The sequence below is a fragment of the Bradyrhizobium sp. Leaf396 genome (assembly GCF_001424605.1).
In the GTDB taxonomy this organism is placed as follows: Bacteria; Pseudomonadota; Alphaproteobacteria; order Rhizobiales; family Xanthobacteraceae; genus Bradyrhizobium; species Bradyrhizobium japonicum_C.
This window is the reverse complement of sequence record NZ_LMQJ01000045.1, coordinates 303,738-327,584: the sequence shown is the minus strand read 5'-3', so window position 1 is coordinate 327,584 and position 23,847 is coordinate 303,738. Positions and strand designations below refer to the sequence as shown.

Annotated in this window: 21 protein-coding genes and 1 pseudogene; 14 read left to right on the top strand and 8 right to left on the bottom strand. The window is 63.6% G+C overall.

Translation table 11 applies throughout. From position 1 onward, the window contains the following. The first annotated feature begins 142 nt into the window (after positions 1-142). The 4 genes from ASG57_RS28930 (at position 143) to ASG57_RS28915 (ending at position 2,460) form a co-directional block, all read left to right on the top strand. Entirely contained in the window at positions 143-955 is an 813-nt protein-coding gene (locus tag ASG57_RS28930) for a nickel-binding protein (protein WP_024339722.1), read from the top strand. A 219-nt stretch (positions 956-1,174) separates the two neighbouring features. After that, on the top strand, positions 1,175-1,441 hold the full coding sequence (locus ASG57_RS28925) for a hypothetical protein (RefSeq protein WP_244490948.1): 267 nt from the start codon (positions 1,175-1,177) through the stop codon (positions 1,439-1,441). A 422-nt stretch (positions 1,442-1,863) separates the two neighbouring features. Further along, positions 1,864-2,196, top strand: a complete 333-nt coding sequence (locus ASG57_RS28920) for a hypothetical protein (protein WP_024339723.1) — start codon at positions 1,864-1,866, stop codon at positions 2,194-2,196. 21 nt (positions 2,197-2,217) lie between these two features. Beyond that, entirely contained in the window at positions 2,218-2,460 is a 243-nt protein-coding gene (locus ASG57_RS28915) for a hypothetical protein (protein ID WP_024339724.1), read from the top strand. Between the two features lie 165 nt (positions 2,461-2,625). Here ASG57_RS28915 and ASG57_RS28910 read toward each other — a convergent pair whose 3' ends face one another. The 5 genes from ASG57_RS28910 to ASG57_RS28890 form a co-directional block, all read right to left on the bottom strand. Then, positions 2,626-3,450 carry a phosphodiesterase gene (locus ASG57_RS28910; RefSeq protein WP_024339725.1) on the bottom strand — a complete coding sequence of 275 codons (825 nt, stop codon included), beginning with the start codon at positions 3,448-3,450 and terminating at the stop codon, positions 2,626-2,628. 67 nt (positions 3,451-3,517) lie between these two features. After that, a complete protein-coding gene (locus tag ASG57_RS28905; protein WP_024339726.1) occupies positions 3,518-4,798 on the bottom strand; it encodes an ABC transporter substrate-binding protein in 1,281 nt (426 codons plus the stop codon). 26 nt (positions 4,799-4,824) lie between these two features. Beyond that, complete coding sequence (locus ASG57_RS28900) at positions 4,825-5,661, bottom strand: carbohydrate ABC transporter permease (RefSeq protein ID WP_024339727.1); 837 nt, start codon at positions 5,659-5,661, stop codon at positions 4,825-4,827. Further along, positions 5,658-6,605: a carbohydrate ABC transporter permease gene (locus tag ASG57_RS28895; protein ID WP_024339728.1), complete on the bottom strand. Its 948-nt coding sequence runs from the start codon at positions 6,603-6,605 to the stop codon at positions 5,658-5,660. Before ASG57_RS28895 ends, ASG57_RS28900 begins: the two co-directional genes overlap by 4 nt. After that, a complete protein-coding gene (locus ASG57_RS28890) occupies positions 6,598-7,749 on the bottom strand; it encodes an ABC transporter ATP-binding protein (protein ID WP_024339729.1) in 1,152 nt (383 codons plus the stop codon). The genes ASG57_RS28895 and ASG57_RS28890 overlap by 8 nt, the downstream gene beginning before the upstream one ends. 150 nt (positions 7,750-7,899) lie before the next feature. Here ASG57_RS28890 and ASG57_RS28885 point away from each other — a divergent pair, with 150 nt between their 5' ends. The 8 genes and pseudogenes from ASG57_RS28885 to ASG57_RS39750 all read left to right on the top strand — a co-directional run bounded on the left by ASG57_RS28885 (position 7,900) and on the right by ASG57_RS39750 (position 16,430). Then, positions 7,900-8,799, top strand: coding sequence for a LysR substrate-binding domain-containing protein (locus ASG57_RS28885; RefSeq protein WP_024339730.1), 900 nt, complete (start codon positions 7,900-7,902; stop codon positions 8,797-8,799). A gap of 210 nt (positions 8,800-9,009) precedes the next feature. Next, complete coding sequence (locus ASG57_RS28880; RefSeq protein ID WP_024339731.1) at positions 9,010-9,837, top strand: HD domain-containing protein; 828 nt, start codon at positions 9,010-9,012, stop codon at positions 9,835-9,837. Between the two features lie 107 nt (positions 9,838-9,944). Beyond that, positions 9,945-10,835, top strand: a complete 891-nt coding sequence (locus tag ASG57_RS28875) for an alpha/beta fold hydrolase (protein ID WP_057198528.1) — start codon at positions 9,945-9,947, stop codon at positions 10,833-10,835. Positions 10,836-10,954: 119 nt separating this feature from the next. Beyond that, the gene (gene folE, locus ASG57_RS28870; RefSeq protein WP_057198526.1) at positions 10,955-11,581 is read left to right on the top strand and encodes a GTP cyclohydrolase I FolE; all 627 of its coding nucleotides are present in this window, start codon (positions 10,955-10,957) and stop codon (positions 11,579-11,581) included. Positions 11,582-11,769: 188 nt separating this feature from the next. Further along, on the top strand, positions 11,770-12,381 hold the full coding sequence (locus ASG57_RS28865) for an HdeD family acid-resistance protein (RefSeq protein WP_024339733.1): 612 nt from the start codon (positions 11,770-11,772) through the stop codon (positions 12,379-12,381). Positions 12,382-12,462: 81 nt separating this feature from the next. Beyond that, positions 12,463-13,674: an ABC transporter substrate-binding protein gene (locus ASG57_RS28860; RefSeq protein WP_024339734.1), complete on the top strand. Its 1,212-nt coding sequence runs from the start codon at positions 12,463-12,465 to the stop codon at positions 13,672-13,674. Between the two features lie 57 nt (positions 13,675-13,731). Then, entirely contained in the window at positions 13,732-14,946 is a 1,215-nt protein-coding gene (locus ASG57_RS28855) for an acyl-CoA dehydrogenase family protein (protein WP_024339735.1), read from the top strand. A gap of 464 nt (positions 14,947-15,410) precedes the next feature. Next, a pseudogene (locus ASG57_RS39750) lies at positions 15,411-16,430 on the top strand (SDR family NAD(P)-dependent oxidoreductase). Positions 16,431-16,510: 80 nt separating this feature from the next. Here the strand turns inward: ASG57_RS39750 and ASG57_RS28840 are convergent. From ASG57_RS28840 to ASG57_RS28830, 3 genes are all read right to left on the bottom strand, one after another. Then, the gene (locus ASG57_RS28840; RefSeq protein ID WP_024339736.1) at positions 16,511-16,750 is read right to left on the bottom strand and encodes a thioredoxin family protein; all 240 of its coding nucleotides are present in this window, start codon (positions 16,748-16,750) and stop codon (positions 16,511-16,513) included. 31 nt (positions 16,751-16,781) lie between these two features. Then, complete coding sequence (locus tag ASG57_RS28835; protein ID WP_024339737.1) at positions 16,782-18,227, bottom strand: permease; 1,446 nt, start codon at positions 18,225-18,227, stop codon at positions 16,782-16,784. Between the two features lie 453 nt (positions 18,228-18,680). After that, complete coding sequence (locus tag ASG57_RS28830; RefSeq protein WP_024339738.1) at positions 18,681-20,420, bottom strand: methyl-accepting chemotaxis protein; 1,740 nt, start codon at positions 20,418-20,420, stop codon at positions 18,681-18,683. 309 nt (positions 20,421-20,729) lie between these two features. On the opposite strand from ASG57_RS28830, the gene ASG57_RS28825 reads away from it, so the two are divergent. After that, positions 20,730-22,112, top strand: a complete 1,383-nt coding sequence (locus ASG57_RS28825; RefSeq protein WP_024339739.1) for an ethanolamine ammonia-lyase subunit EutB — start codon at positions 20,730-20,732, stop codon at positions 22,110-22,112. Positions 22,113-22,255: 143 nt separating this feature from the next. Then, positions 22,256-23,842: a B12-binding domain-containing radical SAM protein gene (locus ASG57_RS28820; RefSeq protein ID WP_024339740.1), complete on the top strand. Its 1,587-nt coding sequence runs from the start codon at positions 22,256-22,258 to the stop codon at positions 23,840-23,842. Positions 23,843-23,847 lie beyond the last annotated feature (5 nt).

Sequence of the window (23,847 nt, the reverse complement as noted above, 5' to 3'; positions counted from 1 at the left end):
GCGGAAGTCTGCCATCTAGAATGTCATTGGCAGCTTTGTGACCCGGAACTGACATCAGGACGCAGGGATCGGCCCTTTCGCGAACTTCAAGCTTGGTGCAAACTTCAGGTCATATTTCGAAGGATTGGATAGGGTGCTGCCGATGCCAATTTTCCTTGACCGGCACGATCTCTCGGGGCTGACCGCCGCCGATATCGCCGAGGCGCATCGCAAAGATCTGGAAGTGCAAGATCGATACGGCGTTCGTTTTCTAACGTACTGGTTTGATGAATCCCGCGGTACGGGCTTCTGTCTCATTGACGCACCGGATATCCGAACGGCGATGAGGGTTCATGACGAAGCTCACGGCGACGTAGCGAAGGATGTCATCGAAGTGGACCTCTCGGCGGTCCAGGCGTTTCTGGGGAGGGTGTCCGACCCGGCACCTGGCGGCGCGGCAGACGACATCAAATTCGATTCTGCGCTGCGAGCTATCATGTTCACCGACATCGTTGGCTCTACCAGCATGACGGAGCGTCTTGGCGATGCCCGTTCAGTGGAGATGGTTCGGGCTCATGACGCGCTGGTGCGCCGGGCGTTGAAGGACGAGGGCGGACATGTGGTGAAGCACACCGGCGATGGTATCATGGCATCCTTTGCCGACGCCTCTGCCTCCGTGCAATGCGCCCGCGCCATCCAGCGCGCATTTGAAGCCTTCAATCTGGCGAGCAAGGAGAAGCTTCAGGTGCGGATTGGCATCGATGTCGGCGAGCCGATTGCTGACAGCAACGACCTCTTCGGTGCGACCGTTCAACTGGCCGCTCGTTTGTGTCAGTTGGCCGACCCCGATGCCATTCTGGTGTCAAAGGCTGTACAGGATTGCATCCGGGATCGCGTGCAAGTGTCAAGCTTGGGTGCCCACCATCTCAAAGGCTTTCAGCAGCCCATTGATGCATACCGAATCGAATGGCGTTAACTGTCGCGCCTTCCTGGCGCCCGGCGATCTTCTCACTGACTTTCTCAGCGGCCCAGTGGGGGCCAAGACGGAACTCCTCACGCATAAATTCGATCGCGGCAGACTGTGCCGCTGGCAGAGGCAGTGCAGCGCCAGCGGCGTTGAGGTGGATGCATGGGACATCAACCATAGGTCTCATCTCCTTCTCACCTTGCACAAGTATGGTGCAAAACCCATGCGATGCTAACCTGCGAATACATCAGCCCAGATGATCAGCTGAAATTTCTTGTGACCTGGGCGGACGGCGATTGGACGCTGGGCTTCGACGGATGTCCCGCCCACACGTATGGGAGCATCCTTGCTGATCTGTCTGGTCTCGATGAGCTCACCGCAGTCGAACGCTATCTCGCTGACGTCATCGGCAACGTCAGCGTTATTGCTCTCAGGCGATTTTCTGGTGTTCCAAGCGATGGTTGGTTAACTGATGTCCTGCCGAAGAAGTGGTGAGCTGGCAGAACTACGCGCTCCGGACGAGACGGTTGAATTTCGGCGATCGGATGGGAGCGTCGTACGGCCCTGAGTTGCCGCGTCCTACATATATGACCAACCGTGCTCCGTCGCCTCTTGGCCCGTTGCGGCCCTGCGTGACGAGCGCGCAGACGTCCGGTTGGCGTGGTGGAGACTAGCGCGTGATGGACTGCCGAGGCCGCGTGTCGACCCGAAGCGGACTGTGAGCATACGAGCCTCGGGCCGAACGGCTCTCGCTCCGCGCACCGATCAAACATTTCGGAACCATAGAGTTGTTGCCACGTTTTCCCGGGCGCGGCTGACCGCGTTTCGGTGGAGAGGCGCCAGCTCGCATCCCATTGCCCGCGAACTGGCGCCTTTTTGGTGCTAGGTGGAGCGAACTTCATGTTTCGTAGGCAGCTATGAAATGGATGCTCGTGGTCTTGGTTGGCGGCATCACACCCGTGAACACTGACCTGGTGTTCGACAAGTTCGCGGATTGCCTTTCGGCCGAAGAGCAGATGCGCAAGCACTATTCCGACGCGTTCGAGGCCTGGGACCGTTGGGCGGCGGCCAACATTGAGCGCCGGCGCGAATACTCGAAAGCGCGAGAACTGCAGGCCAAGAGACTTCTCAGCAATATCGGGACCTGTGTGCCCCATGGGGCCGATGATCAGAAGCCCGTCGCGTCTCCCAATCCCTCTGCTCCCGCGACGTCACCCTCGCCAGCCCCTCAACCAAATCCGCGGCCCTAAATCTCTGACCGGAGGCATTCCATGAGATTCATTCTGACAATCGTCAGCCTCCTGGGAGTGCTCACGTCGCCCGCGCTTGCCGATCACTGGAAAGATGAAAGCGGTAAGGGGCGCTGGGGCTACGACCGTGGTCATTACCGCGCTTACAACTACGACCGCGAATACAAGCAAGAGTACCGCCGAGGCCCCTGCAAGATCGAGCGCAAGTGGGGCAAGCACGGCGAGTACAAGGAGGCGACGAAGTGCAAAGGTTATCGCAACTAGGGCTCCGCGGCCCGAGGAGTGCGGGCCGCTACTGAATGTTACTTGTGGCCCATCTCCGACCTACCGTGAGGCAGGCCAAGGCCGCCATAGAGGTAGAGCGGACTCTCCAAAAGTGCAGCGCAGGCTTACGGGTACTCGCCGATGGCAAAGGTCGGCGCTTGCCGGTCACCGAACCATGGTCTCGCGATCCCAGGCCTTGTAATCAGGCGAACCCTGGATGCGGATGGGACCGTCGTAGCCGTACTCCACCATGTGCACGGTCACATAATCTTCCCCAAGAAATGCGACGCCATAGGATTGCGGCAGATCGCAAGCGCTCAGCAGGCTCGTCTCGGAGAACAGCGGAAAGCTCGCATGGTTGGTACCGCGCAGCGACGAGACCGGGACGCCCGCAATCGAGCCGGCAAGAGGCAAGTGACAATGCCCGAAGAACACGTGGCGGATCTTCGCCCGATGGCGGCTGATGAGATGCCGGAATGGAGCATCGTCGAGCAGGCCGATCTGGTCGAACGGGACGAGATGCACCGGCATCGGGTTATGGTGCATGAAGAGCAGGAACGGCCCGTCATGCTCGGAAAGCCGCGCCTCGAGCCAGCCGAGACGATCGCTGCAATAGCGGCCGGCGTGCGTTTCCGGATGGGCGGTGTCGAGGAACAGGCAGCGGCCGGCGACGGTGTCGTGGATGCCTTGAACGAAGCCGTTGTCGTCGGCGAGGTCGGGGAACACGCTCAGGAAGGCGGTGCGCCGGTCGTGGTTGCCGATGCACAGCCGCACCGGCAGCGGATATGCGTCGAGGCGCTGCTTGAGCCATTGATAGTCGGCGAGGTCGCCCCAGTCCGAGAGATCGCCGGTGATCACCATCAATTCGGCGTCGTGATGATCATTCAGCGCATGCGCGAGCGCCCGTTCGAAATTGATGCGCGGGTCGCGGCCCCCGATGGTCGAGCCAGGCGCCGTCAGGTGAATGTCGCTCAGATGCAGCAGCTTCATCGCAATCTCCGGTCATTGGGGCGGCACGGGGCGCCGAGGGCGTCCCGTGCCGGTGATGTGAGGATGGTCAGCGCGCCGCGCCGGTGGTCTTCGGCAGCAGCTTCTGCACGTCCGCGGTCATGTCGGCGAGGACGGCCTCAGGCTCCTTGGTGCGGGCGCCCGAGATGATCGAGTTGAGATGATCCTTGATGACGTCCGTGATCTTCAGGCCGTTGTCGCCGGGGAAGGCGTACCACTTGGTGAGCAGCGCGAGCTGGCTGACCGCGGTGTAATTGTTGGGGTTCTTGACGTAGAAGTCCTTCAGATAGACGTCGTTGGCTACCTTGTTCGGAGGCATGTAACCGGTGGTCTCCGCCATGATCGCGGCGCCCTTCGGGCCAGTCCAGAACTTCACAGCTTCCCAGGCGGCGTCGCGCTTGGCCTTGTCCTTGGCGAGGATCAGCACGACATTGCCGCCGGCCGGGAGCCTGCCGTTCGGGGACGCGACGTCCGGGAACGGAATCGTCTTCAGCGCGAACTTGCCGCCGGTCATCTGCGTGACCTTGTTGAGGTCGGAGGTCGAAGTGATGTGGAAACCGGTCTTGCCGGCAGCGAACGTCGCGCGCATCGACGGCTGGTCGAGATTGGGCATGCCGGCCTCGTTGACGAGCCGCGCAATCGTGTTGATGGCGAACTTGCCTTCCGCTCCGTCGAACGCGACCTTGGTCTCGTCGGCGTTGAGCATGGTGCCGCCGCGCGCGAAGACCGGCGCCTGCCACAGCCAGTTGCCGGTGATGTCCCAGGCGTAGGTGACGCCGTTGGTGTCGTTGCCGAGCGCCTTGATCTTCTTGGCGAGCGCGATCAGGTCGTCCCAGGTCTTGGGCAGGTTGTTCACGTCGCCGCCGGCCTGCTTCACCAGATCGAGATTGACGTAGACGATTGGCAGGGAGATCGCGAAGGGCAGGGCGTAGACCTTGCCGCTCGCGGTGCCGATGTCGAACATCGCCTGATGAAAGCCCTGCTTGTCGAAATCCTTCTCGGCGGCGATGTAACCGTCGAGCGCGGCCGGGATGTTCTTGTCGACCAGGACGCGGATGCGGTTCAGGCCCTGGAAGGACACGTCCGGCATCTGGTTGGTCACGGCCTCGCGCAGCACCTTCTGGGTGCCGTCCTCGTAGGATTCGTAAGGCGCCCGCATCGTGACCTTGATCTCCGGGTGTATCTTGGCGAATTCCTCGGCGATGCGCTTGTGGGTCTCGGTGAACAGCTCCGGATAGGGATACTGCATCACGATCTCGGTCTGGGTCTGCGCGAGCGCAGATCCGGCCACGAGCGACAGAGCCGCTGCGGCGATGATGGTCTTCAGCATGGATAGACTCCTGTTGGGTTGGTCGGTTACTTGATGCCGGTGAGGGTGATGCCCTCGATGAAGCGGCGCTGGGCGAAAAGGAAAGCGATGACGAGCGGTGCGATGATCACCATCGCCGCGGCCATCAGCGGGCCGTAGCTCGTGCCGGCCTCGTTGTTGCGGAAATGGGCGACCGCAAGCGGCGGCGTGCGCAAGTGCTCGCTGTTGAGGACGATCAGCGGCCAGAAATAATCGTTCCAATGCGCGACCACCGAGAAGATGCCGAAGGCGGTGACGGCCGGGATCGCGGCCGGCAGCATCACCCGCCAGACGATGCCGAATTCCGAGATGCCGTCCATGCGCGCGGCGTCGACGAGATCGTCGGGCACGGTCTTGAAGAACTGGCGCATCAGGAAGATGCCGAACACCGAGATCGTGAAGGGAAGGACGAGCGCGGCATAGCTGTCGAGCAGCCCCGCCTTGTGCAGCAGCAGGAAGACGGGGACCGCGGTCGCCTGCGGCGGGATCAGTATCCCGAACAGCACCAGCGCGAACATCGTCTCCCGGCCGAGGAAGCGAAGCTTTGCCAGCGCATAGGCCGCCGGCAGCGCCACCATGACCTGCAGCAGGAAGATCGAGACCGTGACGATGACGCCGTTGAGCAGGAAGCGCAGCAGATTGGCCTTGGCGAATGCCTCGCGCAGATTCTCCGCCAGCGCGAACTGGTGTGGGATCAGGTGCAGTTCGCTTGAGAAGATCTCGGTTTGCGGCTTGGACGCGGTCGAGATCATCCAGATGAAGGGCGCCAGCATGATTGCCGCGCCGGCGATCAGCAGCACGTGGCGGAGGATCGCCCGGAATGGGATGGGATGTGCATTGCTCATGTGTAGTGCACCCCGCGATCGGCGAGTCTCGATTTGATCAGCGTGAGCAGCAGAACGAAGACCAGGAAAACAACGGTGATCGCCGCGGCGTAGCCCGAGCGGAAGAACTCGAATCCTTCCGTGTACATGGTGTGGATCAGGACCTCGGTTGATTTCGACGGGCCGCCCTTGGTCAACACGTGGACGGTGTCGAACACCTGGAAGGAGCGAATGCCGGAGATCACGACGACGAAGGTCGTGACCGGTCCCAGCATCGGCCAGGTCACGAGCCGGAACCGCGCCCAGCCGCTCGACGCACCGTCGATTTCAGCCGCCTCGTAGAGCTGCTTGGGAATGGAGACGAGGCCGGCGAGAAACAGCACCATGTTGAAGCCGACCGCCTGCCAGATGCCGATCGCGCACAGCGCATAGAGCGCGGTGTTGCGGTCCTGCAGCCAGGCAAATGCCGGCAGGCCCGCGCCGCGCAACATCCCGTTCACCAGGCCGAATTGCGGATGCAGCATGAACTCCCAGACCACGGCCATGGCGATCAGGGTCGCCATCACGGGCAGGAAATAGATCGTCCGGTAGAGGCTGCGCAGGCTGGTGCCGCTCTGGATCAGGAGCGCGATCGCAAGGCCGGCGATCACGGCGCCGGGCACCACGATCACGACGTAGGTCAGCGTATTGCGCAGCGCAGTCCAGAACACCTTGTCGGCGAACAGGTCCTGGTAGTTGGCGAGACCGATCCAGGAGAAATGCGGCGCGCCGAGCTGGTAATCTGTGAAGGAGAGGGCGATCACGCCGGCAAGCGGACCGAGCAGCATGATCAGCATCAGCGCCGCCGCCGGCGTCACCAAGGCGTAGGCGGAATACGTGCGTCGGCTGCCGTGGACCGGCACCGCGCGCCTTGCCGCGCTGGCAGGCGCGATCGCGGCGTCCATTGTCATCGAGCCGTCAGACATGGGCGGGCTCACGAACGCGCTCGGGCTGCTCCACCTTGAGCTCGATCCGCTTCCCGGCCGGATCGAAAATCCGTACCGCGTCGGGGGCGAAACCGAAGGTGACGGAGCTGGCCATCCCGGGCAGATGCCGGACGTCCGCCAGCCGCGCGATCAGGCGCAACCCGGAGCCTTCGATCGCAAGGTGCACGAATGCCTCGGCGCCGAGATTCTCGAGATGGACGACCGTTCCGGAGAACGGCCCGGCGCCGAGGTCGATCCGCTCCGGGCGGACGCCGACCCGACAGTCGCCGGCCGCAGCCCGGCAGGATAATTTCAGGGCAGTCCCCAGCACATCGACGCCGCCGTCCTTCCGGATCCGGCCTGGAAGGATGTTGATCTTGGGGCTGCCGATGAATTCGGCAACACGGATGTCCTCGGGATCGTTGTAGATCTCCGCAGGCGTGCCGGCCTGGATCAATTCGCCGTCCATCATGACGGCGATCCGGCTCGACATGGTCATCGCCTCGGCCTGGTCGTGCGTGACATAGACGAACGTTGCCTTGAGGCGGCGGTGCAGCTCGGCGAGCTCCGCGCGCATGTGGACGCGCAGCTTTGCGTCGAGATTGGAGAGCGGTTCGTCGAACAGGAAGGCCCGCGGCTCGCGCACCATGGCACGTCCGACCGCGACGCGTTGCCGCTGTCCGCCGGACAATTGCCCCGGCTTGCGCCGCAGCAACGGAGCAATGTCGAGCTGCTCGGCGATGGCTTCGACGTCATTGCGAATGTGCCGTTCCTTGGCGCGCCGGCCCGGCAGCACCGCACCTAGGAGCGGCAGGCGCTCGATCGCCGAGAGGCGACGCATCCGCAGCGGCACCGCAATGTTGTCGAAGGTATTTAGGTGCGGATAGAGCGCGTAGGATTGAAAAACCATCGCAAGATTGCGCGCGCTCGGGCGAATGCCGTCCACCGGGCGGCCGTCGATGCGGACCTCGCCGGAATTCTGCGGCTCCAGCCCGGCAATGACCCGGAGCAGGGTCGACTTGCCGCAGCCGGAGGGACCGACCAGCGAGATGAACTCGCCGTCCTCGATCCGGAAATCGATGCCCTTCAGGACGTCGGTACCGTCAAAGGATTTGCGGATTGCGGAAAGTTCGATCTGCGCCATGCGCGCTGGTCCCCTGCTGGCCGGTTGCGGCGCACGAGGAGTAGGGAGCGCGTCTGACATTCACATAACGGTCAATGGCCATGCTTATGGTCATCCCAGGTTTTGCTTTCGGTCCGGCAGACGGGGAATCTCGATCGTGAGAGTGTTGTCGTGGCGTTGACGTCCTCGCGTGTCCGGGCGGTCAATGCGGTGTTCGAGACCGGCAGCTTCGCGGCCGCAGCAAGGCGGCTCGGGGTATCACAGCCGGCCGTTGCGCAGCTCGTGCGCGACCTCGAGGCCGAGTTCGCAGTGGCGCTGTTCGACCGGCACGGACAGACTCTGATCCCGACGCCGCTGTGCCGGCGGCTCTACGCTGCAACGAACCGCATGCAAGCCATCGAGGCGGATGCGCTGGCGATCCTGCAGCAGCGCGATGAGCTCACGGGGGGCGAGCTGCGCATCGGGCTTGGCAATGCCATGCCGGGCATGGCGCTGATTGCGGCGTTCCGCAATCTGTATCCGAAGATCCAGATCAACATCGAGATCGGCAGCTGGTCGGCGATCATGGCCGCGGTGGTCGACCAGCGTGTTGACGTCGCAGTATTGCCCGAGGTGCCGCAGGACAATCGCTTCCGGCGCGAGTCCTGCGTCCAGCAGCGCGTCGTTGCGATCTGCCATCCCGTTCACGAGCTCAGTCGCCAATCGCGCGTGTCCATCGCCGACCTCGTGCGATATCCGCTGGTGTTTCGCACCCGGGATTCCGCGACCCAACGCGCCGTGGACAGGGCGTTTCGCGCCGTCAACCTGCGCGCCAGTCCGGCGATCATCGTCAATACGCGCGAGGGGATGCTGGAGGCGGTTGCCAATCGGCTTGGTGTCGGCTTTGTGTGGGAGCACGGCTCGAGCCGCATCGATCGGATCGCGAAGGTGGCGATCGCCGAAATCGAGGCGGACTCGCCCGAGTACATTTTCTCGCTGGCCGGCAAACGCGGCAAGCTGGTCGAGCTGTTCTATCTGGCCAGAAGCCTGTCGCGCTCGGCTGAAGGCGCCGCCATCCTGTCCGCTCCTTGAAGCGCCGGGCGTCCCTCGGCTATTCGCCCCAGCGGTTGTAGTGAAGTGTGACGGCAACCGTGATGCTGCGCAGCGGAACGGCAGGATATTTGCGTATTTTTCCTCCCGCGTTTGGTTACCCGGCCCAAGATGGGCTATGCTCCCCGATGCGTCGACAACAAGAATGAGACGACGGGAGATGGCACACCAGCGGCGGACGGGGCTGCATCCATGATGACCTTACCGAGACTGGCGGCTGAATCCCTGGAGGAATTCCTCGGCAGGTTCATGCGCCGCCGGTACGATGAGACTTCTGCAAGTATCGTCGAGAGCGCGACCCGCACCGCGATGGAATGCATCGGCAACAGCGATGCGCTCTACCACAACATCGAGCATACGATGCTGGTGACGCTGGCGGCCCAGGCGATCCTCCGCGGCCGAAGTCTTCATACGCATCTGTCGGCCGAGGACTACGTCCATGTCCTGATCGCCTGCCTCGCCCACGACATCGGCTATGTCCGCGGCCTGTTCGAGGAGGACGACGCCGAAGGCTTCATCATCGATGCGGCCGACACCAAGATCTCGTTGCCGCGCGGTGCCTCGGATGCGAGCCTGATGATGTATCACGTCGACAGGTCGAAGCTCTACGTGACGCGGCGGCTCCGGCATATTCCCGGCCTGGATCCGGACCGCATTGCCAGCGCCATCGAAGGCACGCGCTTTCCCGCCCGTGAAGGGCAGGAATACGACGAGGAAGCCTCGATCCTGCGCGCGGCAGACTTCATCGGCCAGCTCGGCGATCCCAACTATCTGCGCAAGGCCAACGCGCTCTACTACGAGTTCGAGGAGGTCGGCATCAACCGCCAGCTCGGCTACGACTCGCCGGCCGACATCGTGAACCGCTATCCGCAGTTCTATTGGAACAGCGTCGCCCCGCACATCCAGACCGAGATCGGTTATCTCAACAAGACGGAGATCGGCCGGCAGTGGATCGCCAATCTCTACAGCAACGTGTTCCGCGCCGAGCGCGACATTTCGCTGTCCGGCCCGCAGAGATAGGTCGGGCCCTTGTAGCCCGGATGAGCGAAGCGATGCCCGGGACCGGTGGCGCAACGTCCGGATGCTTCGGTTATCCAAGCCACGATACCATTCCCAGTGAGCCAGCCATGCAACAAAAAACAGTCAGCACGGACATCCTCGATATTGCCTATCGCGAATACGGCGCGGCGGATGGCTGGCCCTGCATCCTTGGCCACGGCTTTCCCTATGATGTGAACGCCTATGCCGAGACCGCGCCGATCATTGCCGAAGCGGGCGCGCGGGTGCTGGTGCCCTGGCTGCGCGGTTATGGGCCGACGCGGTTTCGCTCCGCCGGGACGCTGCGCTCCGGCGAGCAGGCAGCGCTTGGCGCCGATCTGCTGGCCTTCATGGATGCGCTCGGCATCGAGCGGGCACTCGTCGGCGGTTATGATTGGGGCGGGCGCGCGGCCTGTGTCGTCTCGGCGCTCTATCCGGAGCGCGTGATCGCCCTTGTGTCCGGCAATTCCTACAACATCCAGAACATCGCCCGCGCCATGGAGCCGGCTTCGCCGCCGGAGGAGGCAGCTCTCTGGTATCAATATCTCTTTCACAACGAGCGCGGCCGCCGCGCGCTCGAGCGCAACCGCCGCGGCTTTGCCCGCCAGCTCTGGGCGATGTGGTCGCCCAAATGGGCGTTCGATGACGCGACCTTCGAGGCGAGCGCCGAAGCCTTCGACAATCCCGATTTCGTCGACGTCGTGATCCACTCCTATCGCCATCGCTATGCGCTGGTTGATGGCGACCCCGCCTACGCCGCGATCGAGGCCCGGCTCGCCGCGCAGCCGCCGATCCGTGTCCCGACAATTGCGATCGACGGCGACAGCGACGGCGTCAATCCCGGCACCGCCCACCACGCGCACAAGTTCGCGGGGTTTTTCGAGCGGCGCGTCTTCACCAATGCCGGTCACAACCTGCCTCAGGAGCGGCCGGCCGAATGGGCGCGGGCGGTGCTCGATGTGCGCAAGGCGGTGGCTTAGGCCCGGTCTGGCGTGCTGCCGATCCGCCTATTTTCCCGGACCTCGGGAACCTTTTCCGATTGGCGCCGTCCAAGCTGAGGGCCGCTTGTTCATGTGGCCGCCGGAAGGGGAGACCATTGATGACGTCACGAGCGCGCAAGTTGGAGCGGGTCGCGGTTGCGCAGGCGCCAAGCGAGCGGCCCGATCGGGCGGAGGTCGAGCAGGCGATCCGGACCATGATCCGCTGGGCCGGTGATGATCCCGCGCGCGACGGCCTGCGCGACACGCCTGATCGTGTTGCTCGTGCCTTCGAGGAGTATTTTTCCGGCTATGCCCAGGACCCGACGGAGATCCTGCAGAAGACCTTCGAGGAGATTGAAGGTTACGACGAGATGATCGTATTGCGCGGAGTTCGCTTCGAGAGCCATTGCGAACACCACATGGCGCCGATCGTCGGCCGCGCCTGGGTCGCCTATATTCCGCAAGGGCGCGTGGTCGGCATCAGCAAGCTTGCGCGGCTCGTGGACGTCTATGCCAAGCGCCTTCAGATCCAGGAGAAGATGACGGCCCAGATCGCCAACACGATCAACGACGTGCTGGAGCCTCAAGGCGTCGGCGTCATCATCAAGGCGACGCATCACTGCATGACCACGCGCGGCGCGCACAAGCCGGGGACGGATCTCGTCACCAGCCGCATGCTCGGCGTGTTCCGCGACAATGCGGTGACGCGGCAGGAGCTGTTAGGGCTCGCCAACTCGGACAGCTGATCCGCGCCTGTAAAGCGACGTGCAATGACCGAGGGCAGGAAGTTGCGCCTTCGCGATCCGACGACGCATTCGATGTTGATTTGCGTCAATGTTGCTGCAGGTGAGGGCTGCTCCGCTGGCTATCGTCCCGTTGCGATGCGTGCTATCGTCGCGTGTGCCCGCGGGCCTTGCATGCAGGAGTGGCCGCCATGACAACTGCTTCAGACGCGTCTCATCATTCCAGTCTCGGCTCAAGTATCTCTGCGCTACATGCCAAATGGGGGTGGATCGTCGCGCTCGGCGTCGTCTACCTCATTGCCGGCTTCGTCGCGCTCGGCAGCATGGTGATGGCAACGGTGGCGAGCGTGATCGTGGTCGGCGCGATGATGATCGTCGCCGGCGTGACCGAGGTGATCGGCGCATTCCAGCTGAAGAGCTGGGGGAAGTTCTTGATCTGGGCCTTGCTCGGGGTGCTCTACATCATTGCCGGCTTCCTCACCTTCCAGAACCCGTTATTGGCCGCAGTTGTGCTGACGCTCTTTCTCGGCGCGGCGCTGCTCGCGTCCGGCGCGGTGAGGCTATATCTCGCCTTCAGCATGAAGCGCGAAAGTCCGTGGGGCTGGGTGGCGCTGTCGGGCGCAATCACGCTGCTGCTCGGCCTCCTCATCGTGGCGCGCTGGCCGGTGAACAGCGTCTACATCCTCGGCCTGTTCCTCGGGATCGACCTGATCATGGCCGGCGCCGGCTGGATCAGCTTGGGCTTTGCCTTGAAGCGGCGCGGCCAGGCGAGCCATCAGCAACTCGACGCAAGACCATCTTGATGAACTCCGCTGATCTGACGCGCTGACGAGAAGCAGCGCGCCGCGCGACCGACTCGCGGCGATGATCATCGGGGAGAAACCATGAAAGCCGCTTTGGCCCTGGCTGCAGCGCTCGCTGCCGCTTGTCTGTCCACGCCCGTCGCTGCGCAAAAATCCTACGGCCCTGGAGTCACCGACACCGAGATCAAGATCGGCAATACCATGCCCTATAGCGGCCCGGCATCGCCGCTCAGTATCACGGGCAGGGTGATCTCCGCTTATTTCGACGAGATCAACGAGAAGGGCGGCGTCAATGGTCGCAAGCTCAATCTGATCTCGCTGGACGACGCCTTCTCGCCTCCGAAGACCATGGAGGCCGCGCGGCGGCTGGTCGAAGGCGAGGGCGTCGCCTTCATCTTCGCGACGATGGGCACCGCGCCGAGCTCGGCGATCGCAAAGTATCTCAATAGCAACAAGGTGCCGCAGATCTTCCTGATCAGCTCGGCTTCGAAATGGAACGATCCCGCCAACATGCCCTGGTCGATCGCGTTGCCCTGGGCGCCGAACTACACCAGCGAGGCCGCGATCGACGTCGCTTACGCGCGCGCCAAGAATCCGAATGCACGTTTTGCGGTGCTCTATCAGAACGACGACGCCGGCAAGGAATATCTGCGCGGCGTCAAGGAAGCCCTCGGCGCCGACGCCGACAAGGCGATCGCGATGGCCTCGAGCTTCGAGGTCGCGGACCCCACCGTGGATTCCCAGGTGCTGACGCTGGCCAACACCAAGGCCGACGTCTTCCTGATCTATTCGGTGACGCCGCGCGCCTGCGCGCAGGCGATCCGGAAAGCGCATGAGGTCGGCTGGCAGCCGATGCGCTTTATCGCGAGCGGTTGCGCCAACAAGGCGACCGTGATGGTGCCGGCGGGGCTCGATGCCGGCAAGGGCGTGCTCTCGCTCGGCTCGCTCAAGCCCTTTGTGGCCGAGCCCAAGAGCGACCCGGCGATGACGGCCTATATCGATTTCATGAAGAAGCGGCTGCCGAACGCCGACGTCAACAACGTCGCGGGACTCTATGGCTACACCGTCGCCGAGGCACTCGTGGTCCTGCTGAAGCAGTGCAAGGACAATCTGACGCGCGAAAACATCATGGCGCAGGCGGCAAACCTGAAGAACGTGCCGCTGTCGCTCTTGATGCCCGGCATTACCCTCAACACGACGCCGCAGGATTTCCGCCCGATCAAGGACGGCTACATGCTCCAGTTCGACGGCAACGACTGGGTTGTCGCTAGCGAGCTGTTGCGCGGGACGTGAGGGGCGTCTCGAAGGGCGAGGCGTGCGCTCCACGCTCGGCATGAACAGGAGACCGCCATGGATTTTCACCACTCCGCCCGTTCGCTGGAGCTGCAGGACCGCGTCCGCCGGTTCATGCGCACGCACGTCGAGCCGGTCGAGGATCTCTATTACGAGCAGGTCAAGCCGGAGGCGGTGCGCTACAGGACGCCGCCTGTGCTTCAGGACCTGAAGAAGCTGGCGCGGGAGCAGGGGCTCTGGAACCTGTTTCTGTCCGGCGAGCACGGACCGGGGCTCACCAATCTCGAATACGCGCCGGTGAAGGAGATCATGGGCCGCATCCTCTGGGCGCCCGAAGTGTTCAATTGCTCCGCTCCTGATGTCGGCAACATGGAGGTGCTCGCCAATTACGGCACCAGCGCGCAGCAGGAGCGCTGGCTGAAGCCGTTATTGGATGGGCGCATCCGCTCCGGTTTCTCGATGACGGAACCCCAGGTCGCCTCCAGCGACGCCACCAACATCCAGTGCGAGATCAGGCGCGACGGCGACGACTACGTCATCAACGGCCGCAAGTGGTTCACCTCGGGCGCGATGAACGAGGATTGCGAGATCCTGATCGTGATGGGCAAGACGGCGCCCGATGATCCCGACCGCCACCGCCAGCAATCCATGATCCTGGTGCCCAGGAACACGCCCGGCGTCCGCATCGTCCGCGACATGCTCACCTACGGCTATGACGACGCCCCGGTCGGCCACCCCGAAATCGTCTACGACAACGTTCGCCTGCCTGCCGAAAACATCCTGCTCGGCGAAGGCCGCGGCTTCGAGATCGCGCAAGGCCGGCTCGGCCCCGGCCGTATCCATCATTGCATGCGCCTGATCGGCTGCGCCCAGCGCGCGCTGGAGTTGATGTGCCAGCGTGCGGTGTCGCGTATAGCCTTCGGCAAGCCGCTGGCCGAGCAGGGCTCGGTGCGAGAGGATATCGCGCACTCCTTCTGCGAGATCGCGCAGGCGCGTCTGCTGACATTGCAGGCCGCCGACAAGATGGACCGCGAAGGAAACAAGGCCGCGCGCGACCTGATCGCCGCCGCGAAAATCGTGGTGCCCAGCATGGCCGCCCGTGTCATCGACCGCGCCATCCAGATCCACGGCGCCGCTGGCGTCTCCCAGGACACGTTCCTCGCGCGCGCCTACGTTTACGCCCGCTTCATCCGCATCGGCGACGGCCCGGACCAGGTGCACCTGGCGGCGGTCGGGAAGGAATTGATCAAGCGGGGCGGGGTGATGCTGTAGGGCTGTAGGGCGGTTCGCCGAAGCGCGCGGGCAGACGGCTATGAGATCCTCACCGACGACGAACGCGCCGTCGTAGTCCTGCTGGGCCGGGCCGATGAGCTCTCGTATGGCCGGAGGCCGTTGACGCCATCGTCGATCAGCATGAGGTGATTGTAGACGGCAAGTTGGGCGCACACCGTCCGAAGATCCCCGCTGCGTCTTTCGGTGCCGAGTGAGGTCCCATCATCCGGCGGATTCGTTCGATCCTCATCGACGCGGACCTGGCCATGGCGACAGGAACGTCGATCGCTGCGCGCCGGAGGTCGCAGGAGGAACAAGCATAGCTCCCGCTGGTTGCCCTCGCGACGTTCAATTCGGGCGAGGCTGATGATGGCTCACACCAATCTCACCAGGCGCGCGGCGGCCGCCCAAGCCCGAACCACGAGAACCAGCCGCAACGGCTGTACGGCGAGCGGTCGCCGACTGTGTCCGCGTGTAGCGGTGCGGCCGTGAACCGTTGGCCCGGCACGCGCGCAATCGTCATTGCAGGAGCATCCAGCGGAATCGGCCAGGCGACCGCGCTCGCTTTCGCCGCACGACGGGCGAGCCTTGTTCTTGTGGGTCGGGACACCGGAGCATTGGAGGTGGTGGTTCGCGCGTGCCATGAGCACGGTGCCGAAGCGGTCGCATGCGCGGCCGATCTGACCGACCCAGCTGCAGTCGAGCGCATCCGTGACGCGGCGGTCGCGGCGTATGGCCGGATCGATGTTTGGGTGAACTGCGCGGCGGTTCTCATGGTTGGTCGATTCGAAGACATGCCGATCGAGGCCTTCCGGCGCGTGATCGACGTCAATCTCATGGGATGTGTCAACGGCTCCCGGGTGGCACTGTCACAGTTTCGGACGTAAGGTGATCGCGGTGTTCTCATAAACACCAGCTCTCTTCTGGGTATGACGGGAGAGCCTCTGCTCAGCCCTTATGTTGCGACCAAGTTCGCCGTTCGAGGCTTCACGGCCTGCCTGCGGCAGGAATTTGAGCGGGCGGCCGACATCCATGTCTGCCTGGTCATGCCATGGGCAGTGGACACACCCGTCTACAGCAAAATGGGCAACGTATTCGGGCGGCAGGCGCGCTCGATCTTCCCGGTGATTGCGGCCGGGCGCGTGGCACGGGCCATAGTAGGTCTCTCGGAGCGGCCTCGTCGCGAGGTCATCGTCGGGATCTCAGGTTACATGCTGGGCATCGCGCTGAAGCTTGCACCCATGCTGGTGGAGCGCATTGTTGCGCGCGTGGCGCCGGTGCTCCAGTTCAAGCCAGATCCGCAGCCGCCCACGATGGGAAACCTCTTCACTCCGATAGGGCCATACAGCGTGGGTGGTGGATGGAAAAGCTACTGGGCCGAGCGCGCAACGCGCCTCTTCCGTCCGGCCTCCGCGAACGTCCAGACGCAGGATACTCCGCCGAAGCGCCCTTCACGCCCGGAAGGTCGCGCGGAGGCAGACTAGGCGAGGCGGGCTCCAGCTGCTGGCACTCGGACCTTCCGATCGGATCCGGGGGCCTCTCTCGCGCAAGCGGACTCTCGCTCTCAAGCCGTCGCCAGCAGCTTCTGCACTTCGGCGACTGTCGGAATGCGTCCGCTGCTGACCAGCTTCTCGTTGATCACGAGACCCGGCGTGGACAACAGGTCATAGGCCATGATGTCCTTGAAATCGGTGATCTTGACGAATTCGGCTGGAACGTTGGCGCGGCCGGCAGCTTCGCGCGCAACAGTTTCCAGCTTCTTGCAGTTGGCGCAGCCGGAGCCGAGGATCTTGATGGTCACCATGGTCGTCGTCTCCTTCAATTGTGTGAACGGACTAGGCGGTAGCGGCCGCGCGCTGGCGCTGCCGCAGCCAGGCCAGGGAGCCGGATATTGCAGCCATGATGGAGACCAGCGTGAGAGCCAGCGATGCCCAGCTCATGCCATCCACCCAGGCGCCGTAAATCAGGCCGGCGCTGATGCTGAACAAGGCCACCGCTCCCACATAGGCTGCGGTCTTCGCACGGCCGATCACGACGGCCACCATCAACACGCTTTGAAGACTCAGCTCCGGGTCCGCCATGAGGTAGGCCAGCAGCGGACCGCGATGCATGCCGAGATCGAGGAACATGCGTGCCACCGGTACTTCCACAAGAGTAGGAAAGTACATGAAGATGCCAAAGCCGACCCCCAGTGCATTGGCGAGCAGAGTGTTGCTGCCGGCGAGGCTCTCAATCCATTCGGGCCGAATGACCTGACGGACCATGCCCACCACGAATACGCCCACTAGAAGCAGTACGAAGATTTGCGTCACGAAGCGCCAGGACTCCCATAGCCATGACCGCCAGTCATCTTGAGCGAGCATGCTCGCGAAGTACCATACCGCCCACATGGCGAGCGCTACGGCCAGGACTCGGCCAGTCAGGGCCACTTCCAATCCGCCGGGCTGCGGGGTCAGACGCGCGGCGGCCACCAACAAGGTGGTGGCCGAGAGGCCGAGTGCGAGCCAGGTCCAGACGTTTGCGCCTTCGATGATGTTCTCCAGCCCCCTCCAGGCGGTTGCAGCAATGAGCAACAGCAGGGCAATCAGAACCGATCCGTGAAAGCCGATGCCCTCCTCGCCTTTGGCGACATCGAATGGCATCCACTCGAACAGCGCGGCCTGCCACGCAGCGGCCCATGGCAAGGGCAGGTGGACGGTGGCCATGATAGCCGTGAACGGCCACAACTTTATGGTGCCAGCAATCAGCACCGCTATCAGCGACAGCAGAACGCCCAAGGCTGCGGGTGAAATGTCGGCCTGCTCGCTGAAGAGGGCGTCAGTTTGGGTGTCATGGCCGATGTCATCGCGCCAGAACAGCAGCGCCATCAGAAGGCCAATGCCAATGCCAAACAGCAAGCACATCACCACCCTGGCGACGGCAAATTCCAGTCCCAGGATGCTGCCGGTGTAGGTGAGTGCCATAATGTTGCCGGCAGGCGCGAAGAACAGGAAGGCGATAGCCGGTCCGATGCCTGCCCCTTTCCGGTAGATGCCTGCAAACAATGGCACGACGGTGCATGAGCACACGGCGAGCACGGAGCCGGCTGCGGCTGCCGCGGGGTAAGACACATAGGCCGGGGTGTTGCGTCCAAGCCAGCGTGTAATGCTGGCCTTGGGGATCAGTGCCACCATTGCCCCGGCAATGAAGAAGGCCGGCAGCAAGCACAGCAGGACATGCGCCGCCAGATAGGAGGCGAGGCTGCCCGTGCCGCCGATGAGCAATTTGATCGCGAGTTCCATGGTGATGCCATCAGACCGGAACGCGAAATTGCAGCATTGACCTGGGTCAACACAAACCGTCCCCCGGTGAATGCCGAGTTCATGCCAATGAATTGCTCAGGTGACTGCTGTGATCCCATTGCGGATGGCCGGATCCGGAGCCGCTGTGCGCTCGGAAGCTTCTGCTTCGTCGCCATTGAGGACGAAGGTCTGCAAAGCTCACCGCCAGAGGTCGGCATCTCTCGATTCCAGCAAAGGCTCCAGGCCTTGGCCAGACCTCGTCCCGGCTCGGGCCGCCGGTCGCCATCGTTGCATCATGTCGATGTTTTGCCCGACGTGTCAAATAGATTTCGCCAAATCAGAAATTGCCCGCCAGGCATTGAAGATGCTGGCGATTGCTACTGTGCATGGGGTTGTTTTCTGGTTTTTGTTGAGCGACTCGATCGCCGAGTGCGGGGCGGGCGAAACCCACAATCATCCCGCCTTGGCGATCCGGCTGTCCGCCGATCCTCCGCGCAAGTTCTGGAAGAACTTCTCCACCTCCCGCGACAGCGTCTGCGCCGTCTCCGTCACGCTGCTCGCCGCCGTCAGCACCGAGGCAGCCGCCGTGTCCGTCTCGCCGATGGCATCGCGCAGCGAGGTGATGTTTGCCACAAGCGTCTCGTTGCCTTGGGCTGCGCTTTGCGCGTTCGAGGAGATCTCGCGGGTGGCGGCGTCCTGTTGACTGACGGCGCCCGCGATCGCCGAGGTGACCTCGTTGATCTCGCGCACCGCCCCGCCGATCTCGCGGACAGCGTCGACCGCGTTGCGCGTCGAGGCCTGGATCATCGAGACGTTCTCGCTGATCTCGGCGGTGGCCTTGGCGGTCTGTCCTGCCAGCGCCTTCACCTCGTGAGCGACCACGGCAAAGCCGCGGCCGGCATCGCCGGCGCGCGCGGCCTCGATTGTTGCGTTCAGCGCAAGCAGGTTGGTCTGCTCGGCGATCGCCTGGATCAGGTTGAGCACGCCGTCGATGCGCTGGGTGGCCGCGGCGAGGCTCTCGATCTCGGAGATCGATTTCTCTGTGCGCTGGCCGGTCTGCTCGACCGCCCCGGCACTCTGCCGCACCTGGCGGCCGATCTCCACCACCGAGGCAGACAGTTCCTCTGCCGCGCCCGCGACCGCCGTGACGTTGTGCGAGGCCTGTTCGGTGGCGTTCGCCGCGGTGCCGGCACGGCTGCTCGCGTCCGCGGTGACACGCGTGATGGTCTGTGCGGTCTCGCGCATGGTGGAGGCGTTGTCGCTGAGGCCGCGCATGACCGCGCCGATCGCCTCGCGGAACGTTTCGACGGATCGTTCGATATGGCGGGCACGCTCCTCGCGCGCAGCCGAGTCCTGCGAGACCTGCGAGGCGAGGTCGCGATTGCGGCCCATCGCCTCCTGAAAGACCTGGATCGCGCGGGCCAGTGCGCCGATCTCGTCGGCGCGTTCGGAGTACGGCACCGCGACGTTTTCGGCGCCGTCGGCGACCTGCTTGATGGTGCCGGTGATCGCGGCGAGCGGCCGGGCGATCGAGCGGGCGATGATGACGATGCCGAGCACGACCAGGGCCAGCGCCACGCCGCCGAGACAGGTCAGCACGAAAGACAGCTCGCGACTGGTCTCGGTCTGCTGCGCGATCTGTTTGGCCCGCTCGGCATAGACCTTGGACAGCGCCTCGAGATCCTTGTTCAGCGCGGAACGCACGGCGCGGTTGGCGTCGTTGTCGCCCCATTCGCGGCCTGCGGCTGCATTGATCTCGACGCCGCGGCGCACCAGTTCCTTGCGGAACTCGACGAACTGCTCGATGCGCTTCCTGAAGGTGGCGAACTGTTCGGCATCGTCGGCTTTGACGATGGTCTCCCAGCGCTTCACGACGTCGAGGATCTGGGCGTTGAACTTGAGCAGCCCGTCTCCGTATTTCTTCACCACCGCCGGCTCGGTCGACATGTAGACGCCGCGCGATTCCATCACGACGGCATAAACGAGCGAGTTGACGCGTTCGACGTTCAGCGCGGCGGCGTTCGCCGTCTCGATCGCGTTGGCGAGGTCGGCGCTGCGGCGGCTGTTGTAGTCGGACAGCAGTGCGATCGCCGCCGTGAGCAGCGCGAACAGCCCAAAGATCGCGTACAGCTTGGTGGCAAGCGTGAATCGGCCTGCCAGCTTCGTGGCATTCCCAGATCGGTCGGATGTCATGGTGTTCAGCGGCCCGGAATGGCCTGAAATGGCCGGTGAGCGGGGTTGGTTGGAACTGATGCAGAACTTTGCAGGAGGAAGGTGGACGTGACGTTAACGCCGTTGGTCCGGCAGGCGAGCGCCCCGCGCTAGGAAGTCGAGGTATTTCAGTGCGTTGACGGAGCATCGTCGGTTTCGGCCGGCTGCAGCAGCGGGATGCCGCGAACATCGGCGTGCACACCGGCCGCCAAGGGCGTATTCCCTGCGGCCGGGATCGCCTTCAAGATCGATCTGCCCTCGGCCATTGGCCGACGAACTCCGGAGAGGCCCTTGGTCTACCGCCACACCATCGACGCCACGAGCTACACGTTCCCGGACCTGCGCGATCTCCTGGCCAAGGCGACGCCGCCGCGCTCCGGCGACCGGCTGGCCGCGGTCGCCGCCGAGACTGCGGCGCAGATGATCGCGGCGCGGATGGCGCTTGCAGACGTCCCGCTCGGGCAGTTCCTTCAGGAAGCGGTCATCCCCTACGAGGCCGATGAGGTCACCCGCCTCGTCATCGACAGCCATGATGCCAAGGCCTTCGCGCCGGTCGCCTCCTTGACGGTCGGAGCTTTTCGCGACTGGCTGCTGTCGGACTCCGCAACGCCGGAGGTGTTGAAGACGCTCGCGCCCGGCATCACCCCGGAGATGGCGGCGGCGGTCTCGAAACTGATGCGGAACCAGGATCTGATCCTGGCGGCGCGGAAATGCGAGGTCACAACCGCCTTCCGCAACACCATCGGATTGAAGGGGCGGATGAGCACGCGGCTGCAGCCGAACCATCCGTTCGACGATGCCAAAGGCATCACTGCCTCAATCCTGGACGGCATCTTGTTGGGTGCCGGCGATGCCTGCATCGGCATCAATCCCGCGAGCGACGATCCCGCCGTCATCGGGCAATTGCTACGGCTGCTCGACGAGATCATCGCGCGGCTGCAGATCCCGACGCAAGGCTGCGTCCTCACCCATGTCACGACGACGCTGTCGCTGATCGGGAAGGGCGTGCCGGTCGATCTGGTTTTCCAGTCGGTCGCCGGCACGGAGGCCGCCAACCGTAGTTTCGGCATCGATCTCGCGCTTCTGAAGGAGGTGCAGCAGGCCGGGCTGTCGCTCAGGCGCGGCACGGTCGGACAGAACGTGATGTATTTCGAGACCGGCCAGGGCTCGGCGCTGTCGGCCGGCGCCCATCACGGCGTCGACCAGCAGACCTGCGAGGCGCGGGCCTATGCGGTCGCCCGCGCCTTTGCGCCGCTGCTGGTCAATAGCGTGGTTGGCTTCATCGGCCCGGAATATCTCTATGACGGCAAGGAGATCATCCGGGCCGGGCTGGAAGATCATTTCTGCGGCAAGTTGCTTGGCCTGCCGCTCGGGGTCGACATCTGCTACACCAACCACGCCGAAGCGGACCAGGACGACATGGACAATCTGCTGACGCTGCTCGCCGCCGCCGGCGTCACCTTCATCATGGGCGTCCCGGGTGCCGACGACGTCATGCTGAACTACCAGTCGACGTCTTTTCACGACGCGCTCTATGTCCGCGACGTCTTCGGCTTGCGCCGCGCACCGGAATTCGACGCTTGGCTGGCACGCTCGGGCATCGCGGGAGCCGATTCCCGACTTGCAAGCGATGCAGGCCTGCTGCCGGATTTTGCCGCGCGGCTGATCGCCTGAGGCGGAGCGCGAGCTCGCTCAGGAAACCATTGGTCCCTCTGGGGATTATGCTTCCGCCACAATATTGAGAAATTCCGGCCGCAGCATTACGCTATGTGTCTGGCTGGCAATTTCCGCAACCAGGTCGTGGCGGGGGAGCTTTGATGCGAGCTGAAAGTAACGGAACGTCCCGGCGGATCCTCTGTGTGTTTCCGCGCTACACTTCATCATTCGGCACGTTCGAGCATTCCTATCCGCTGACCGATGGCGTCCGCGCCTTCATGCCGCCGCAGGGGCTGCTGCTGATTTCCGCCTACCTTCCGCAGGAGTGGCAGGTCAAATTCGTCGACGAGAATCTGCGCCGCACGACGAAGGAGGAGTTCGAATGGGCCGAAGCGGTCTTCGTCAGCGGCATGCATATCCAACGCCAGCAGATGAACGACATCTGCCGCCGCGCCCATGATTTCGACCTGCCGGTCGCGCTCGGCGGGCCCTCGGTCAGCGCCTGCCCGGACTATTATCCGTCCTTCGACTATCTGCATGTCGGCGAGCTCGGTGATGCCACCAACCAGCTGATCGAGATCCTGTCGCGCGACACCTCGCGCCCGGAGCAGCAGGTCGTGCTCACGACCAAAGACCGCGTGCCCATGACGGAATTTCCGATTCCGGCCTATGAGCTGGCCGACGTGAAGAAATATTTCCTCGGCAGCATCCAGTATTCCAGCGGCTGTCCGTATCAGTGCGAGTTCTGCGACATCCCCGGTCTCTATGGCCGCAATCCGCGCATCAAGGCGCCGCAGCAGATCATCGCCGAGCTCGACCGCCTGCGCGAATGCGGCATGACCGACACGGTCTATTTCGTCGACGACAATTTCATCGGCAATCGCAAAGCGGCGCTCGACCTGTTGCCGCATTTGATCGAATGGCAGAAGAGGACGGGCTATGTGGTGCGGCTCGCCTGCGAGGCGACGCTCAACATCGCCAAGCGGCCCGAGATCCTCGAGAAGATGCGCGAGGCCTACTTCGTCACCATCTTCTGCGGCATCGAGACGCCCGATCCTGATGCGCTGAAAGCGATGCAGAAGGACCACAACATGATGGTCCCGATCCTGGAGGGGGTGCGTACCATCAACTCCTACGGCATGGAGGTCGTCTCCGGCATTATCATGGGGCTCGACACCGACAAGCCGAACACCTCGGAAGCGCTGCTCGCTTTCGTCGAGGAGTCCCGGATTCCGCTGCTCACCATCAACCTGCTCCAGGCCTTGCCGAAGACTCCGCTGTGGGATCGCCTGGAGCGCGAGGGACGCCTGGTCCACGACGACGGCCGGGACTCCAATGTCGATTTCCTGTTGCCCTATGATGAGGTCGTCGCGTCCTGGAAGCACGCGATGGCGGCCGCTTATGCGCCCGAAAAGGTCTACGCGCGCTACCAATATCAGTGCGACAATGTCTACGCCCGCCGCCTCAAGATGCCGGTGCCGGACGAGATGAAGACCTGGCGCAACATCAGGCGCGGTCTCGTCATGCTGCGCAATATCTTCTGGAAGGTCGGTGTGCTCGGCGACTACAGGCGCGTGTTCTGGAAATTCGCACTGGGACGCATCAAGCGCGGCGATATCGAAGGCCTTATCGGCTGCACGCTGATCGCGCACCATCTCATCACCTTTGCGCGTGCCGCCTCCAGTGGCGAGCAGAACGCCTCGAACTATTCGATCCGCCTGCGCGAGGCGGCCGTTCCCGCCGAATGATGCGA

Coding starts and splice junctions, on each gene's coding strand:
- ASG57_RS28930 (WP_024339722.1), top strand. CDS start 143: ATGCCAATTTTCCTTGACCGGCACGATCTCTCGGGGCTGACCGCCGCC.
- ASG57_RS28920 (WP_024339723.1), top strand. CDS start 1,864: ATGAAATGGATGCTCGTGGTCTTGGTTGGCGGCATCACACCCGTGAAC.
- ASG57_RS28900 (WP_024339727.1), bottom strand. CDS start 5,661: ATGAGCAATGCACATCCCATCCCATTCCGGGCGATCCTCCGCCACGTG.
- ASG57_RS28855 (WP_024339735.1), top strand. CDS start 13,732: ATGGATTTTCACCACTCCGCCCGTTCGCTGGAGCTGCAGGACCGCGTC.
- ASG57_RS28905 (WP_024339726.1), bottom strand. CDS start 4,798: ATGCTGAAGACCATCATCGCCGCAGCGGCTCTGTCGCTCGTGGCCGGA.
- ASG57_RS28890 (WP_024339729.1), bottom strand. CDS start 7,749: ATGGCGCAGATCGAACTTTCCGCAATCCGCAAATCCTTTGACGGTACC.
- ASG57_RS28880 (WP_024339731.1), top strand. CDS start 9,010: ATGATGACCTTACCGAGACTGGCGGCTGAATCCCTGGAGGAATTCCTC.
- ASG57_RS28830 (WP_024339738.1), bottom strand. CDS start 20,420: ATGACATCCGACCGATCTGGGAATGCCACGAAGCTGGCAGGCCGATTC.
- ASG57_RS28925 (WP_244490948.1), top strand. CDS start 1,175: ATGCTAACCTGCGAATACATCAGCCCAGATGATCAGCTGAAATTTCTT.
- folE (WP_057198526.1), top strand. CDS start 10,955: ATGACGTCACGAGCGCGCAAGTTGGAGCGGGTCGCGGTTGCGCAGGCG.
- ASG57_RS28820 (WP_024339740.1), top strand. CDS start 22,256: ATGCGAGCTGAAAGTAACGGAACGTCCCGGCGGATCCTCTGTGTGTTT.
- ASG57_RS28860 (WP_024339734.1), top strand. CDS start 12,463: ATGAAAGCCGCTTTGGCCCTGGCTGCAGCGCTCGCTGCCGCTTGTCTG.
- ASG57_RS28875 (WP_057198528.1), top strand. CDS start 9,945: ATGCAACAAAAAACAGTCAGCACGGACATCCTCGATATTGCCTATCGC.
- ASG57_RS28865 (WP_024339733.1), top strand. CDS start 11,770: ATGACAACTGCTTCAGACGCGTCTCATCATTCCAGTCTCGGCTCAAGT.
- ASG57_RS28840 (WP_024339736.1), bottom strand. CDS start 16,750: ATGGTGACCATCAAGATCCTCGGCTCCGGCTGCGCCAACTGCAAGAAG.
- ASG57_RS28895 (WP_024339728.1), bottom strand. CDS start 6,605: ATGTCTGACGGCTCGATGACAATGGACGCCGCGATCGCGCCTGCCAGC.
- ASG57_RS28835 (WP_024339737.1), bottom strand. CDS start 18,227: ATGGAACTCGCGATCAAATTGCTCATCGGCGGCACGGGCAGCCTCGCC.
- ASG57_RS28910 (WP_024339725.1), bottom strand. CDS start 3,450: ATGAAGCTGCTGCATCTGAGCGACATTCACCTGACGGCGCCTGGCTCG.
- ASG57_RS28915 (WP_024339724.1), top strand. CDS start 2,218: ATGAGATTCATTCTGACAATCGTCAGCCTCCTGGGAGTGCTCACGTCG.